At 67.7% G+C, this 14195-nt stretch carries 12 protein-coding genes and 1 pseudogene; 7 read left to right on the top strand and 6 right to left on the bottom strand.

What is annotated here, in order from left to right; all coding sequences use genetic code 11:
• Window positions 1-56: 56 nt before the first annotated feature.
• Together GBO37_RS14680 and GBO37_RS14675 are read left to right on the top strand one after the other, a co-directional pair.
• Window positions 57-509 (top strand): annotated as a pseudogene (locus GBO37_RS14680) (glutathione-dependent formaldehyde dehydrogenase); the annotation flags it as partial.
• Window positions 510-680: 171 nt separating this feature from the next.
• A complete protein-coding gene (locus GBO37_RS14675; RefSeq protein WP_252929811.1) occupies window positions 681-2345 on the top strand; it encodes a mechanosensitive ion channel family protein in 1665 nt (554 codons plus the stop codon).
• Window positions 2346-2954: 609 nt separating this feature from the next.
• On the opposite strand, the gene GBO37_RS14670 is transcribed toward GBO37_RS14675, so the two are convergent.
• Window positions 2955-4676 (bottom strand): BCCT family transporter, encoded by a 1722-nt coding sequence (locus tag GBO37_RS14670; protein ID WP_252929810.1) that lies wholly within the window; start codon window positions 4674-4676, stop codon window positions 2955-2957.
• Between the two features lie 95 nt (window positions 4677-4771).
• Entirely contained in the window at window positions 4772-5614 is an 843-nt protein-coding gene (locus GBO37_RS14665; protein WP_252929809.1) for a LysR family transcriptional regulator, read from the bottom strand.
• 85 nt (window positions 5615-5699) lie between these two features.
• Here GBO37_RS14665 and GBO37_RS14660 point away from each other — a divergent pair, with 85 nt between their 5' ends.
• On the top strand, window positions 5700-7046 hold the full coding sequence (locus tag GBO37_RS14660; RefSeq protein WP_127899759.1) for an amidohydrolase: 1347 nt from the start codon (window positions 5700-5702) through the stop codon (window positions 7044-7046).
• A gap of 20 nt (window positions 7047-7066) precedes the next feature.
• Here the strand turns inward: GBO37_RS14660 and GBO37_RS14655 are convergent, their stop codons facing one another.
• Complete coding sequence (locus GBO37_RS14655) at window positions 7067-7954, bottom strand: LysR family transcriptional regulator (protein WP_252929808.1); 888 nt, start codon at window positions 7952-7954, stop codon at window positions 7067-7069.
• Between the two features lie 97 nt (window positions 7955-8051).
• Here GBO37_RS14655 and GBO37_RS14650 point away from each other — a divergent pair, with 97 nt between their 5' ends.
• Window positions 8052-8549, top strand: coding sequence for a lactoylglutathione lyase family protein (locus GBO37_RS14650; RefSeq protein ID WP_127899761.1), 498 nt, complete (start codon window positions 8052-8054; stop codon window positions 8547-8549).
• Here GBO37_RS14650 and GBO37_RS14645 read toward each other — a convergent pair.
• Window positions 8540-8887: a helix-turn-helix transcriptional regulator gene (locus tag GBO37_RS14645; RefSeq protein ID WP_252929807.1), complete on the bottom strand. Its 348-nt coding sequence runs from the start codon at window positions 8885-8887 to the stop codon at window positions 8540-8542. The genes GBO37_RS14650 and GBO37_RS14645 overlap by 10 nt on opposite strands.
• A gap of 90 nt (window positions 8888-8977) precedes the next feature.
• Here GBO37_RS14645 and GBO37_RS14640 point away from each other — a divergent pair, with 90 nt between their 5' ends.
• The 3 genes from GBO37_RS14640 to GBO37_RS14630 are packed head-to-tail and all read left to right on the top strand — an operon-like array spanning window position 8978 to window position 10757.
• On the top strand, window positions 8978-9418 hold the full coding sequence (locus GBO37_RS14640) for a YeeE/YedE family protein (protein WP_045983390.1): 441 nt from the start codon (window positions 8978-8980) through the stop codon (window positions 9416-9418).
• Entirely contained in the window at window positions 9418-9849 is a 432-nt protein-coding gene (locus tag GBO37_RS14635) for a DUF6691 family protein (RefSeq protein ID WP_045983391.1), read from the top strand. The genes GBO37_RS14640 and GBO37_RS14635 overlap by 1 nt, the downstream gene beginning before the upstream one ends.
• Window positions 9846-10757, top strand: coding sequence for an MBL fold metallo-hydrolase (locus GBO37_RS14630; RefSeq protein ID WP_252929806.1), 912 nt, complete (start codon window positions 9846-9848; stop codon window positions 10755-10757). Before GBO37_RS14635 ends, GBO37_RS14630 begins: the two co-directional genes overlap by 4 nt.
• Here the strand turns inward: GBO37_RS14630 and GBO37_RS14625 are convergent.
• Together GBO37_RS14625 and GBO37_RS14620 are read right to left on the bottom strand one after the other, a co-directional pair.
• Complete coding sequence (locus GBO37_RS14625; RefSeq protein ID WP_252929805.1) at window positions 10744-12489, bottom strand: sulfate permease; 1746 nt, start codon at window positions 12487-12489, stop codon at window positions 10744-10746. The genes GBO37_RS14630 and GBO37_RS14625 overlap by 14 nt on opposite strands.
• Before the next feature lie 16 nt (window positions 12490-12505).
• Entirely contained in the window at window positions 12506-14179 is a 1674-nt protein-coding gene (locus tag GBO37_RS14620; RefSeq protein WP_252929804.1) for a bifunctional protein tyrosine phosphatase family protein/NAD(P)/FAD-dependent oxidoreductase, read from the bottom strand.
• Window positions 14180-14195 lie beyond the last annotated feature (16 nt).

Here is a 14195-nt window from a genome sequence, read left to right as displayed (position 1 = left end):
TTACGCCGCCGCAAACGCTGCCCCCGACGGCGTCCAGCCACCACGCAGCCTGCTGGACCTCGGTGCTGGAGGCGGTCATGGAGATGACCGGCGGCATCGGTGCCGACGCGGTCATCGACGCGGTCGGGATGGAGGCGCACGGCTTTGCCCTGGATACGGTGATGGACAACCTCAAGCAGGCCGTGGGCGTCGGTGCGGACAGCGGCCACGCCCTGCGCGAGGCGCTGATGGCGGTGCGCAAGGGCGGCCGCGTGTCGGTCCCCGGCGTCTATGGCGGCTTCATGGACAAGTTCCCGCTTGGCGCGCTGATGCAGAAGGGGCTGCAGCTGCGCACCGGACAGACCCATGTGCAGGCCTATACCCAAGACCTGCTGCGCCGCATCCAGGAGGGAGAGCTGGACACGACCTTCATGATCTCTCACCGCCTGCCGCTGGAGGAGGCCGCCAAGGGCTATGAGGGGTTCCGCTGGAACCAGAACGACTGGACCAAGGTCGTCCTCAAGACCTGACCCCCGTTGCGGTCGCCGGCAGGCATTGCCGGACCGGACCCGCGTCCCCGGATCGTCGTGCCCCTTGCCCGGGCGCCCCGATCCGGGGGCAGTCGTTTCCCGAAGGCCCTGTCTGCTGCCACGCCTGCCCCGGCATTCGGGGTCACCTGTTCCACGGAATGGACGATGCCCATGCTTCCGCTTCTGCGATCCCTTGCGCTGGTGTTTCTGGTCGCGATGTCCCTTGGTCCCGCGGCCGCGCAGGACGCGACGTTCGAGACGTCAGCTCTGAACCCCGGCCTTGGCACGCCGCCGGACCGGATCAACCGCGAGACGCCCCGCGCCACCATGGCCAGCTTCCTGCGCGCGTCCGAGGAGGAGGACTGGGAGGCGGCGGCGCATCTGCTGGATCTGGGCGAACTGCCGGTCGATCGGCAGGCCGAGCTTGGGCCGCGCCTGGCCCATCAGCTTTACGACGTGATCGACCGCAAGGTCGTCCTGGACTGGTCGACCCTGCTGGACCGCCCCGACGCCCTGCAAAGCCAGGGCGGCGACACCGAAGCGATGGCCGGATCGCCGCGTCGGTCGCTGCGGCTGCGCGACCTGCCCATGGACCCCGTCCCGGCCGAGATCCGCCTGAACCGCGTCCAGCCCGACGGCGCCGACCAGCCTCTGTGGGTCTTTCCCGCCGAAACCGTCCGCGACGTCCCTGCCCTGCATGCCGATTACGGTCCGTCGCGGTTCGAACTGTCCCTACCCCCAAGCATGCGGGAAAAGACGCTTGGCGGCCTGATGCGATGGGAGTGGATCGGCCTGCCCATCCTGATCGCGGCCGCGGTGCTGCTCAGCTGGATCGTGCACCGCACGCTCAAGGTGCTGCGCCATCACGCCCGCGGGCAGATCGCCACCGGGATCCTGGCGGCATCGTCCAAGCCGCTGATCATCGCCAGCGTCACGGCGCTGGTCTGGTGGGTCACGGGCAACATCTTCGTCTTTTCGGGCCGCATCGACGTCTTCGTCACGCCGGCCATCGCGACGGGCGTGGTCACGGCGCTGCTGCTGTTCATCGTCGGCAGCGTCGAGGCCCTGCTGAACGGCCTGGTCGCCCCCGGAGAGGACGTGGACCTGACCGCCGCCGAACAGGCCGACGCCCGCATCCTTGCGACCCGGCTGAACGCCGCGCGCCGGGTGCTTGTGGTGGTGGTGTTCCTGATCGGGGCCGGCGTCGTCCTCTCCTCGGCCGACCTGGCGGCCAATCTGGGGCTGTCGCTGCTGACATCTGCGGGGGCGTTGACCATCGTCCTGGGCTTTGCCGCGCGCAACGTGCTGGGCAACATCATGGCCTCGCTGCAGATCGCGTTGAACCAGTCCGCGCGCGTGGGCGACCGCGTCGTCTACAAGGGAGAGCTGTGCCATGTCGAACGCATCAACATGACCTTCGTCCAGCTGCGCAACTGGGACAGCACCCGCCTGATCGTCCCGGTCGAGGAATTTGCGTCCGAGACGTTTTCGAACTGGACCCTGCAGGATCCGGCGATGCTGCGCGTGCTCAAGCTGAAGCTGGACCCGCGGGCGGATATCGACATGCTGCGCCGGACGTTCAAAGAGGTTCTGAACCACGTCGCCACGCTGGAGATCGGCCAGAACCTGGGCGATCTGGACGATTCCAGCGTCAGCGTCGCCGATCAGGACATCTTCGGGATCCTGGTCTGGTTCAGCATCCCGTGCCGCGACCCGAACACCTCGTGGGAGGTCGCCTGCGCGGTCCGCGAACGCCTGCTGGCCGAAGCCGCGCGGATCGAGCGCGAGACCGGAAACCCGGTCTTCCCCTCCCCCGTCGCCGCCGGGGCCGCCTGACCTCATGCGCTACAGCGTCCGTTGACGTTGCGCTGAACCGGTGCCGCTTTCGGCAAGGCGATGCCGCCCGCGGGGAAGGCCAGTGTTTTGTCGCGGGAAATGCGCATTCGACTGTTCGCATGCTTGGACTGGATGCTGGAAACTGCTTGCGATGCTGTCGTTCTAGCTCGCCATCATATCGGTTCTTTGCCCGATCGTGCCGTCCAAGCTGCCAGTCGAAACGACCTTCATCGAACAGGCTTGCATTGTCGGGTCAGCGATCCGCGTCGAGTTCGACGAATGACGCGCGCGGCCAGCCACGTTGCCGCAATGCGTGATGGAAGGCAGCAGAACCCGGGCGCGGATCAGGCTCGTGACGGAGCTTAGCCTTATGAAAGTTTCTTCGCAACGGTTTGACCGACTGTATCCATGCTCGCCGACAGCGAGGCTACTGGACGCAAGACATTTGATGAACAGTTGCACTTGAAAGAACAATCGTATGCGTCAACAGACACTTATGACAACAACCTCGGCGTTCTCGACCCGCCAAATCCGCCACATTCCGACGCAAGCCAGTACCATTGACATGTCTGGACGCCCCGACCGCGGCGTCCAGACGTGTCACGTCGATCAGTTGGACGATGCCGACAAGCCTGCGGGCGCATCGTTGCCCGTCGCGCCCTCGATCTTGTCATGGGTGGAGGGCACGCCCGCCTTCTCGCGACGCGTGTCGTTGTAGATCGCCTTGAGCAGGGCGACCGCCATCAGCGCCATGACGACCGAAAACGGCAGGGCGCCGATCACCATCGCCGTCTGGATCGCGGTCGTCCCGCCGGAGATCAGCAGCCCGGCCACGACCATCGCCAGCGCCACGCCCCAGAACAGGACATGCGGCCGGGATTTAGGTCCCTCGTCGCCGGCGGCGTTGATGGTGTTCACGATCAGCACGGCCGAATCCGCAGAGGTGACCAGAAAAGTCAGCAGCAGCACGACGATCAGCACCGCCATGCCCCAGGCCAGCCAGTCCCCGATCGGGGCCAGCATGAACTCGGTCATCGCAAAGATTTTGTCGCCGTTCGCGGCATCGAAGATCACGCCGTTGGCGCCGCCGTTCATCTCCAGGTCGATGGCCGTGCCGCCCGCCCAGGAAAACCAGACAAAACACATCAGCGCCGGGACGATCAGCGCGCCCAGCACGAATTCCCGCACCGTCCGCCCGCGCGAGATCCGCGCCAAAAACAGCCCCACGAACGGCGCGAAGGCGATCCACCACGCCCAGTAGAACACCGGCCACCAGCCCTGCCACTGGGCCAGCAGGAACGCCTCGGACCCTTCGACGCCGTCGGATCGGAAGACGTTCACGCTCATCTGCGGCAGGGCGATGACATAGTGCCACAGCCCCGTGAACATCGCGTTGAATCCGAACCAGGTCGCCCCGAAGATGATCAGAAAGCCCAGCAGGATGATGGATAGCACCATGTTGATGTTGGACAGCCACTTGATGCCCTTGCCCACGCCCGACAGCGCCGACAGCGTCGACAGCCCCATGATGACCAGCAGCGCGACGACGATGCCGGTGGTGGTCGCGGCCCCGTCCGCATCGGCCAGCCCGCCGATGCCGATCCGGCCCAGGCCCGCGACCAGCTGATCGACGCCGAAGCCAAGCGTCTGCGCGACGCCCAGGATGGTCGCGACCACGGCCACGATGTCGATGACATGGCCAAGCGGCCCCGACAGGCGCTGACCGAACAGCGGCGTCAGCCCCGACCGGATGGTCAACGGCAGGCCGCGGCGATAGCTGAAATAGGCCAGCGACAGGCCGCACACCGCATAGCATGCCCACGCGCTGAACCCCCAGTGCAGGAACGACCACTTGAACGCCATCGCCACGTTGTCGGCGCCGCCGGGGGTGGTCAGGCCCATGATCGATTCCGGGGTCGTGCCCAGATGTGTGACCGGTTCGGCCACGGCCCAGGTCAGCATGCCCACGCCGATCCCCGCCCCGAACATCATCGAGAACCACGAGAACCGGGTGAATTCCGGCTGGTCGTCGTCCAGCCCCAGGTTCAGCCGCCCGGCCGCCGGCCATGCCGCCAGCGCCAGGCAGACGACGATGAAGAACGCCACGACCCAGGTGTACCAGGCCGCAAAGTTCTGCAGGATGAAACCGTTCAGCCCGGTCAGGATCGCGCCCGACTGGATTGGCCAGAAGATGGCCCAGACCACGATGACCGAGATGATGATCTTGGCCGGCACCGTCACCGCGATCGAGAATCCGTTGTAGAACCCTCCGGTGGTGGTGTTGATGTTCAGCTCTGTCAGAGGGGGGCTGATCTTTTCGTCATTCGACACCGCATGTTCCTTTGTCGTTTCCAGGCCTTCGTTCCGATCGGTCCCTGTCGGCCCCGCCATCGTCCGTCGGACGACCGCCTGATCCGCCAAAATCCTCAGCGTCGTGCCAGCACGTCGCGCATCGCGGCGACCAGCGGGGCCGCGATGCCGCCCGTCTCCCATGCGTAAAGCGATGCGACCATCGCGGGTTCCGCCCCAAAGAGCGTGTTGCGCCGCAGATCGCGTCCGACCGCCGCCCGCACCGGCAGCAGAGACATGCCCAGACCGGCCTCGACCGCGGTCACGACGTTCGACAGGCTGCTGCCCGAAAAGGCCACGTACCAGCGCCGTCCAAGGTCCTCGGCCCGGCGGAACATCTGGTCGCGATAGAGGCCCCCCGGCGGGAAGGTCACGAAGGGCAGCGGATCGGGGGCGTCGGGGGCGCCCGGCCCCTGGAACCAGCCGATGGGTTCGGGGACGCTGGCGCGGCAGTCGGGTTCGGGCGCGGTCTCCTTGATCACGATGATGTCGAAATCGCCGTCGCGATAGCCGCGCGTCAGGGCAAGGCTGAGGCCCGCAGTCACGTCCAGCCGCACCCGGCGGTGCGTTGCGGCGAAATCGGCGAACAGCCGGGCCATGTCGGGGGTCATGATGTCCTCGGCCAGCCCGATGCGCAGCGACACGCTGCCCGACGGATCGCCAAGCGCCAGCGTCGCCTCATCCTGCAGCGCCAGGATGCGGCGGGCATATCCGGTCAGCCGCTCTCCGGCCGCGGTCATGCGAACGGGGCGGGCGTCGCGGTCCAGCAGCGGCTGGCCCAGCTGATCCTCCAGCCGCGATATCTGCTGGCTGATGGTCGATTGCGACATGTTCAGCTGTTCGGCGGCGCGGGTGAAGCTGCCATGGTCGATCACCCCCACAAGGGCACGCAGCAGGCGGGGATCGATCATCCGATTCATGCATGAATCCTATTTGAACATTTAATTTCTTGATACGCCTGTGCCGGTCTAGATTTTCCCGAACCGCCAGCAAAGGGGAAAGACGATGACGAACCGCAGACAATTCCTGTGCCGCACCGGCGGCATCATGACGGCGGGCGCCACGCTTGGGCTTGCCCCCGTCCATGCCGCCGCGCCGGACCAGACCGGCGTGTCGGACATCCCGCATGATCACTACCTGCTGACCGACGTGCTGCTGGAGACGGGCGTTGAGCGCGACGGCGACACGGTGGTCGGAACTCGGACCCAGACCCATACGCTGGAGATCAGGGGCGGCCGCATCGCCGCGATCCATGACGCGCCGACCGGCACCCTGCCCCGCTACAGCGCCCAGGGCATGCTGGCGCTGCCACCCATGCGCGACATGCACATCCACCTGGACAAGACCTTCTATGGCGGCCCCTGGCAGGCCCCGCTGCCGCGCAAGGGCAAGACCATCATGGACATGATCGCGCGCGAGGAGGTGCTGCTGCCCCAGCTGCTGCCGACCTCGCAGGAGCGTGCCGACCAGCTGATCCAGCTGCTGTTGTCGCACGGCACGACGACGGCGCGCAGCCATTGCAACATCGACCCGGTCAGCGGCCTGAAAAGCCTGGAGCACCTGAACCTGGCCCTTGCCGCGCGCAGGGACGATTTCGACTGCGACATCGTCGCCTTTCCCCAGCACGGCCTGCTGAATTCGGATGTCGACGGGCTGATGCGGGACTCGATGGACCTGGGCGTGACGCATGTCGGGGGGCTTGACCCGACCAATGTCGACGGTGCGATGGAGGCATCGCTGGACGCGATGTTCCAGATCGCGCTGGACCACGACAAGGGCGTGGACATCCACATCCATGAATCGACCCCGGCCGGCATCGCCGCGCTGCATTACATGGTCGACACGGTCGAGGCGAATGCCGCGCTGCGCGACCGGGTGACCTTCAGCCACGCCTTTGCGTTGGCCAAAATGGACGAAGGCGCGCTGGACGAACTGGCGGGCCGCATGGCCGCACAGGGGATCAGCGTCGCCACCAGCGTGCCGATCGGAAAATCGGTGATGCCGCTGCAGGTCCTGCGCGACAAGGGGGTGGCGATCATGGCGGGCACCGACAGCGTCATCGACCACTGGTCGCCCTTCGGCACCGGGGACATGGTCGACAAGGCCAACCTCTATGCCCAGCTTTACGCGGGCAGCGACGAGGAAAGCCTGTCGCGGTCCCTGTGGATCGCCACGGGCGACGTCCTGCCGCTGGACGCGCAGGGCGAACGGGTCTGGCCCGCCGTCGGCGACGCCGCAGGGTTCGTTCTGACCGAGGCCAGCTGTTCGGCCGAGACGGTGGCCCGATGCTCGGCCCGCCACGCGACGTTCCACAAGGGGCGGCTGGTGTCCGGGCGGGTCCGCACCGCCTGAGGCGCGTCCCTGGCCGCCGCTCAGGCCAGATCGGCGGCCAGGGCCCGGATCACCGCCAGGACCCGGTCCAGCCGGGCGCTTGGCGGATGGCCGCGGGGGATGATCGTCCACAATTCGTGGTGGCGGCGCTGCGGCAGGGCCGCGATGCGCAGGCGGTCCGCCTGAGAAAAGGCCGCAAGCCCGCTGCGCGGCAGCAGCGTATAGCCGATGCCCTGCGCCACCGGCGCCGGGATCTGGCCGATCTGGTTCACGCGGCTGCGCACGCGCAGCCTGTCGGCGCCGTCGAATTCGTCAGGAAAGTTCAGCGCGAACAGATCGTCTGCATAGCGCTGGCAATCCGGGTGATCGATCAGCCCAAGCGCCTGCAGGTCGGCCAGGCCCGAGGGCACCGCATGTCCCGCGGGCAGCACCAGGCACAGCTCCTCCTGCCCGATGCGGTCGGCTGCGATGCGGGGATGGCGCGGATCGCGGTCGGTGACCCCCAGATCGAACCGCCCGTCCAGCACCCCCTCCAGGACGCGTGCCTGCGGCGCGGCCTCGACATGGATGGACAGGCGCGGGGCGGATTGCATCAGCGCGATGGCATGCGGATAGAGCAGCATCGCAAAGCTGCCCGAACAGGCGACGCGCACCAGCCCGGCATCCGGCCGGTCCGGGGCGATCGCCTCGCGCAGGGCGCGTTCCTGGGCCCGGCGCGCCAGCCCCAGATCGCGCAGGCCAGCCCCGGCGGCGGTCAGCGTGAACCCCTTTCCCGACTGCACGATCAGCGGCTGGCCCAGCTGCTGTTCCAGCTTGCGCAGATGCTGGGACACGCCCGGCTGCGTCATGTTCAACCGCTGCGCCGCACGGGTGAAATGCCCCTCCTCGGCCAGGACGGTAAAGGTCTCGATCCAGGTGGCGTTCAGCATCGTCGATAACAGTTCGTATGGATCATCATGCGGAATGATAATTTCACATGCGGGCATCGCCTGTCTAGGTGGGATGGACCAGACACAGGAGACTGCCATGACCCCCACCCCCCGAACCTTTTCCCATATCGGCCTGTCCGTCCCCGACCTGGACGCGGCTGTCGCGTTCTATTCCGGCGTCCTTGGATTCTATGTGCTGATGCAGCCCAGCACCGTGACCGAGGATGACAGCGCCATCGGCGTGATGTGCACCGACGTCTTCGGCCCCGGTTGGGACCGTCTGCGCATCGCGCATCTGTCCACCGGCGACGGGATCGGGATCGAGCTGTTCGAGTTCGCGGGCAACCACGCCGCTGCCGACAATTTCGACTTTCGCCGCCACGGCACGTTCCATTTCGCGATCCAGGACCCGGACCTGGAGGGGCTTCTGGCCCGCATCGTCGCCGCGGGCGGCAGGCAGCGGATGCCGGTGCGCGAATATTTCCCCGGCGAAAAACCCTATCGGATGGTCTATGTCGAGGACCCGTTCGGCAACGTGTTCGAACTCTACAGCCACAGCTATGAGCTGACCTATTCGGCAGGCGCCTATTCCTGATCGGACCGGGCGGGCGCGTCCTGACGCGGCTGGCAGAAGGCGGCATAGAGGGCCTGCATCAGCACGTCCAGGTCAGGATCGCTGATGCGGTAGTGGATGGTCTGCCCCTCGCGGCGGGNGGCGACCATCCCGGCCTCGCGCAGGCGGGCCAGATGCTGGCTCAGCGCGGACTGGCCCAGGCCCACCGCCGCCTGCAGCGCGCCGACCGGACGTTCGCCCTTGGCCAGTTCGCACAGGATCAGCAGGCGTTTCGCATTGGCGACCAGCGCCAGCCGCGCCGCCACGTGGTCGGCCATGTCCTGCAGCGCCACGACGGAGGGATCGGGGAGGTCGTCCAATATATTAGCTTTGACTTATTTAGAGGAATCGAATATACAGCTTAGCAGACGCGCCCACCGGCGCAATCCCCGCTGACAGGACAGGCCGACATGCTGACCGAGACGACCTTTACCCCCTGGGCCTCGCTTGGCGGCGGCATCCTGATCGGGATCAGCGCCGTGATGGTGATGGGCCTGTTCGGAAAGATCGCCGGCATCGCGGGCATCACCCAGGGCGCGCTGGCCCTGCCCGGTGCCGCGCGCGACCGCGACTGGCGGATCGCCTTCGTGCTGGGGCTGATGGCCGCGCCGCTGGCGATCCTGGCCCTGGGCGGGGCGGTCGTGCAGACGGTGCCCGCGAACCTGGGGCTGATGATCGCCGCGGGGCTGCTGGTCGGGACGGGGACCGCGCTTGGGTCGGGCTGCACCTCGGGGCACGGGGTCTGCGGGCTGGCACGGCTGTCGGGACGTTCTCTGGCGGCGGTCGCGACCTTCATGGCGGCGGGGTTCGTCACCGTGTTCGTGCTGCGCCATGTGATCGGAGGGCTGTGATGCGCGCGTTGTGGGGATTTCTGGCCGGGCTGGTCTTTGGCCTGGGGCTGATCGTGTCGGGCATGGCCGATCCGGCCAAGGTGCAGAACTTTCTGGACCTGGCCGGGGCGTGGGACCCCAGCCTGGCGTTCGTGATGGGCGGCGCGACCATGACCGCCTTCATCGGTTATCGGCTGGTCTGGCGGCGCGCGGCACCGTTCCTGAACCCGACCTTCGACGTGCCGACCAACCGCCGGATCGACCGCCCGCTGCTGACCGGCGCGGCGCTGTTCGGCGCGGGCTGGGGGATCGGCGGGTTCTGCCCCGGCCCCGCCCTGACCGCCCTGCCGCTGCTGGCGCCGGGCACCCTGGCCTTCGTTCCGGCGATGATCCTGGGGCTCTGGATCGGCGCCCGCCTGAAATCCGCACCCGTCCTGAGGGTACCCGCATGAGCCTGCTGAAAGACCGCGTCGTCCGCCATTCCCCGTCCACCGGCGCGAACAGCCCGGATGTCTGGGGCATCTACGAACCCGATACCGGGTCGATCCAATATGTCTGCGCCGACCCGGCCACGAAACAGGCCGCGCTGATCGACGTGGTGTGGAACCTGGATCCCAAGCATTACCGCTTTTCGACCGGCAGCATGGACCAGGTGCTGGCGCTGGTGGCCGAACAGGGGCTGACGGTGGCCTGGGTGCTGGACACGCATCCGCATGCCGACCACGTCATGGCCTCGGCGCAGCTGGGGCGGCGGACGGGGGCGCCCACAGCCATCGGCGACCGGGTCGGCGACATCGCCCGCATCTGGGCGGGGCTGTACAACCTGCCCCAAACCTTTGATCCGGCCCGCGACTTCGACCGCCTGCTGGCACCCGGAGAGACGATCCCCCTGGGCGATCTGTCCATCCGGGTCATGCTGTCGCCGGGGCACACGCTCGGCTCGGTCACCTATGTCTGCGGCGATGCGGCCTTTACCCATGACACGCTGATGCAGCCCGATGCCGGCACCTCGCGCGCGGATTTCCCGGGTGGCGACAGCTGCCAGCTGTGGGCGTCGATCCAGGAGATCCTGTCCCTGCCGGGCGACACGCGCCTGTTCGTGGGCCATGACTATGGCACCAAGGACCGCGACGCGCCGCAATGGGAGGCGACCGTGGCCCACCACCGGGCCGAGAACCGCCACGTCCGCGACGGCACCCGGCGCGAGGAGTGGATCGCCCTGCGCGACGCCCGCGACGCGACGCTGCCCCTGCCCGACCGGATCATGGCGGCGCTGCAGATCAACCTGCGCGGCGGCCGCCTGCCCCCGGCAGAGGATGACGGCCACCATTACCTCAAGGTTCCGGTCAACCGGTTCTGATCACCCGGCGGGCCGGTTCGGCCCCTGTGTGCAGTGCGGTCCAAGCGTCGTATTGCGACAGGAAGACCCGGCCCGTCAGCTGCTGCAGGAAATCGCAGGTCTTCAGGCGGTCCATGACCGGACCCTTGACCTCGGACAGGTGCAGCGTGACGCCCATCGTCGCCAGGCGGTGGGCGATGGCCTCCAGGCTTTCCAGCGCGCTCAGGTCGATGTCGCTGATGGCCGAACACATCAGCACCACGTGCTTGACCTCGCAATCGGGGGTCACGCGGTCGGCGACGTAATCCTCCAGAAAGCGGGCATTGGCGAAATACAGGCTTTCGTCGATGCGCAGGGTGACCAGGGACGGATCGGTCAGCACGTCGTGGCGCAGGATGTTGCGGAAATGCTGGGTGCCGGGGACCAGCCCGACCTCGGCCACGTGCGGGCGCGAGGATTTGTACAGGTGCAGCACGATGGACAGGATGACGCCTGCCGACACGCCCGCCTCGACCCCCACGCCAAGCGTCACCACGATCGTCGCCGCCACCGCGATGAAGTCGGCGCGGGAATAGGCCCAGGCCCGGCGCAGGATCGCAAGATCGACCAGCGACAGCACCGCCACGATGATCGTCGCGGCCAGCGTCGCGATGGGCAGGTGATAGATCAGCGGCGTCAGCGCGACGGCGGCGACCGCCAGGCCCACCGCGGTGAAGGCCCCCGCCGCCGCGGTCGCCGCGCCCGCGTCGAAGTTCACGACGGACCGCGCGAACCCGCCCGTGACCGGCATGCCGCCCGTGAAGGCCGCGCCCAGGTTCGCCGCCCCCAGGCCGATCAGTTCCTGGTCGGGGTCGATGCGCTGGCGTCGCTTGGCGGCCAGGGTCTGCGCGACCGACACCGATTCCACGAACCCGATGACAGAGATCAGCGCCGCCGGCACCAGCAGCATGCCGATCAGATCGGCCGACAGCGGCGGCAGCGTCAGGGGCGGCAGGCCCTGCGGCACCGTGCCCACGATGCGCACGCCCATCTGGTCCAGGCCCAGCCACCGGACCGCCAGCGTGCTGACCACCACCGCCAGCACCGGCCCGGCCTTGGTCGCGATGTCGGCGGCGCGGGCGCCCAGGCCCATGCGGCGCAGCAGCGGCCGCAGGCCGCGGCGGACCCAGAACAGGAACGCCGTCGCCGCCACGCCGATGCAGGCGGTAACCGGGTTGACCTGGGGCAGGCCCCGGACCAGCGACGCGATCATCTGCGGCAGGGTGTGGCCACCCGCGCCGATGCCCAGGACGTGGCCCAGCTGGCTGGTGGCGATCAGGATGCCCGACGCGGTGATGAAGCCCGCGATCACCGGATGCGACAGGAAGTTCGCCAGAAAGCCCAGCTTCAGCACGCCCATCACCACCAGGATCGCCCCCGACAGTCCGGCCAGCGTCAGCGCCGCCGCCGCATAGCCCATCGAGCCCTGCTCCGCGACGGTGCCGATCGCCGCCGCCGTCATCAGCGACACCACCGCCACCGGCCCCACCGCCAGCACCCGGCTGGTTCCGAACACCGCATAGAGGATGATCGGCGCGATCGAGGCATAGAGCCCCGCCTCGGGCGGCAGCCCCGCCAGCAGCGCATAGGCCAGCGATTGCGGGATCAGCATGATCGTCACGATCACGGCGGCCAGCAGGTCGTCCGACAGGGTCCGCCGGTGATAGCTGCGGGCCCAGGACAGGATCGGGAAATAGGCGCGGAAGGGCTTCACCGGCAAGGGTCCGTTCTTAGGGGGCGGAAGTTCTGTTGGGTTTGGCCATCCATTCATGGCCGCGCAGCATGCCGCGCCAGTAGACCGGCGGAAGGATGCGTTCCTTGAGCAGCCATGCAGCGCGGCTTGGGCGCGTGCCGTCGATCAGGGCCTTGGGAAAGCTTGGCAGCAGCTTGCCGCCATAGCCGAACTCGGCCAACACGATCTTGCCGCGCTCGACCGTCAGCGGGCAGGAGCCATAGCCGTTGTATTGCGCGCGGGCCGGACGGCCGTCGATATCGGCCACGATGTTTTCCGCCACCACGGGTGCCTGGATCCGCGCCGCGGCCGCCGTCTTGGCATTCGGCGCATTCATCACGTCGCCAAGCGACCAGATGTTGTCATGCGTTCTGTGACGCAGCGTGGCCTGGTCGACGTCCACCCACCCCGCCGCATCCGCCAGCGGCGACACGCGAATGAAATCCGGCGCGGTCTGAGGGGGCGTGACATGGATCATGTCGAATGCGACCTCGACCCGGCGGACAGGCGTGTCGGGTGCCGCGACGTCGAACCACGCGGTGCGCGCCGGGCCGTCGATCCGGACCAGGTTGTGAAAGAAGTTCAGCGTCGCGTCGTATTTTCGCACATAGTTCATCAGCGCGGGGACATAGTCCTTGACCCCGAACAGCACGCCCCCCGCATTCATGAACTGGATGTCGATATCCTTGAGCACCCCGGCCCGATGCCAGGCGTCGCCTGACAGGTACATCGCCTTCTGCGGCGCGCCGGCGCATTTGATCGGCATCGGCGGCTGCGTGAAGATCGCGCGGCCCCGCCTCATCGCCTGGACCAGTTTCCACGTGTAGGGTGCCAGATCATAGCGGTAGTTGGACGTGACCCCGTTCTGGCCAAGCGTCTCGAGCAGACCGGGGATGCGCGCCCAGTCCAGCTTCAACCCCGGACAGACGACCAGCCTTTCATAGCCCACGACCCGGCACCCTTCCAGGATGACGGCGTTCGAGGCGGGCTCGAACGCGGCGACCGCGCCCTTGATCAGCGTGACGCCTGACGGGATCAGCGAGGCCAGATCCTTTGCCGTCTGGTCGGCCGTGAACACACCCGCGCCCACCAGGGTCCAGCCGGGCTGATAGTAATGCACGTCGGCCGGGTCGATGATGGCGATGTCCAACCGTGGCTTTCGGGACAGCAGGCTGGCCGCGACCGAAATCCCTGCCGCCCCCGCCCCCACGATCACCACGTCATGGGTCGCATCGGGCCGGGCCACGGGTGTGCGGCCGCCGTTGGCGATGCGTCGGACCACGCCGGACAGGTCGTATCCGGCGGTGCTGGTGGCCGCCAGGATCTGCGGCAGCGACATGTCGTCGGCCTGCGCCAGCGACCACAGCGTGGCCGACCGCATCCCCGACCGGCAATAGGCCAGCACCGGCCCCGGCATGGCGCGCAGTGCGGATCGAAAGGCCTCGACGTCGTCGTCGCCGACCATGCCGCCGCTGATCGGAATGTAGCGTGCCTGCATTCCGGCAGCATGGGCCGCGGTCTCGATCTCGGCAAAGGTCGGCTGATCGGCGCCTTCGCCGTTCGGACGGTTGGCGATGATCGCGCGATAGCCCTGGGCCTTCAGCGCAGGAATGTCCTGCGGGGTGATCTGGGGCGCCACCGCGAATTGCGGCGAAAGGGTCCTGGGGTCCATCTGTTCCTCCCTGAAC

The sequence above is a fragment of the Paracoccus sp. 08 genome, assembly GCF_024105395.1.
GTDB classification, from domain to species: domain Bacteria; phylum Pseudomonadota; class Alphaproteobacteria; order Rhodobacterales; family Rhodobacteraceae; genus Paracoccus; species Paracoccus marcusii.
The sequence above is the reverse complement of the archived record's forward strand: the minus strand, read 5'-3'. Positions and strand labels throughout refer to the sequence as shown.

What these genes read in the sequence shown, in the direction of transcription:
- GBO37_RS14675 (WP_252929811.1), top strand. Translation starts at nt 681, where the DNA reads ATGCTTCCGCTTCTGCGATCCCTTGCGCTGGTGTTTCTGGTCGCGATG.
- GBO37_RS14665 (WP_252929809.1), bottom strand. Translation starts at nt 5,614, where the DNA reads ATGAATCGGATGATCGATCCCCGCCTGCTGCGTGCCCTTGTGGGGGTG.
- GBO37_RS14660 (WP_127899759.1), top strand. Translation starts at nt 5,700, where the DNA reads ATGACGAACCGCAGACAATTCCTGTGCCGCACCGGCGGCATCATGACG.
- GBO37_RS14655 (WP_252929808.1), bottom strand. Translation starts at nt 7,954, where the DNA reads ATGCTGAACGCCACCTGGATCGAGACCTTTACCGTCCTGGCCGAGGAG.
- GBO37_RS14650 (WP_127899761.1), top strand. Translation starts at nt 8,052, where the DNA reads ATGACCCCCACCCCCCGAACCTTTTCCCATATCGGCCTGTCCGTCCCC.
- GBO37_RS14640 (WP_045983390.1), top strand. Translation starts at nt 8,978, where the DNA reads ATGCTGACCGAGACGACCTTTACCCCCTGGGCCTCGCTTGGCGGCGGC.
- GBO37_RS14635 (WP_045983391.1), top strand. Translation starts at nt 9,418, where the DNA reads ATGCGCGCGTTGTGGGGATTTCTGGCCGGGCTGGTCTTTGGCCTGGGG.
- GBO37_RS14630 (WP_252929806.1), top strand. Translation starts at nt 9,846, where the DNA reads ATGAGCCTGCTGAAAGACCGCGTCGTCCGCCATTCCCCGTCCACCGGC.
- GBO37_RS14620 (WP_252929804.1), bottom strand. Translation starts at nt 14,179, where the DNA reads ATGGACCCCAGGACCCTTTCGCCGCAATTCGCGGTGGCGCCCCAGATC.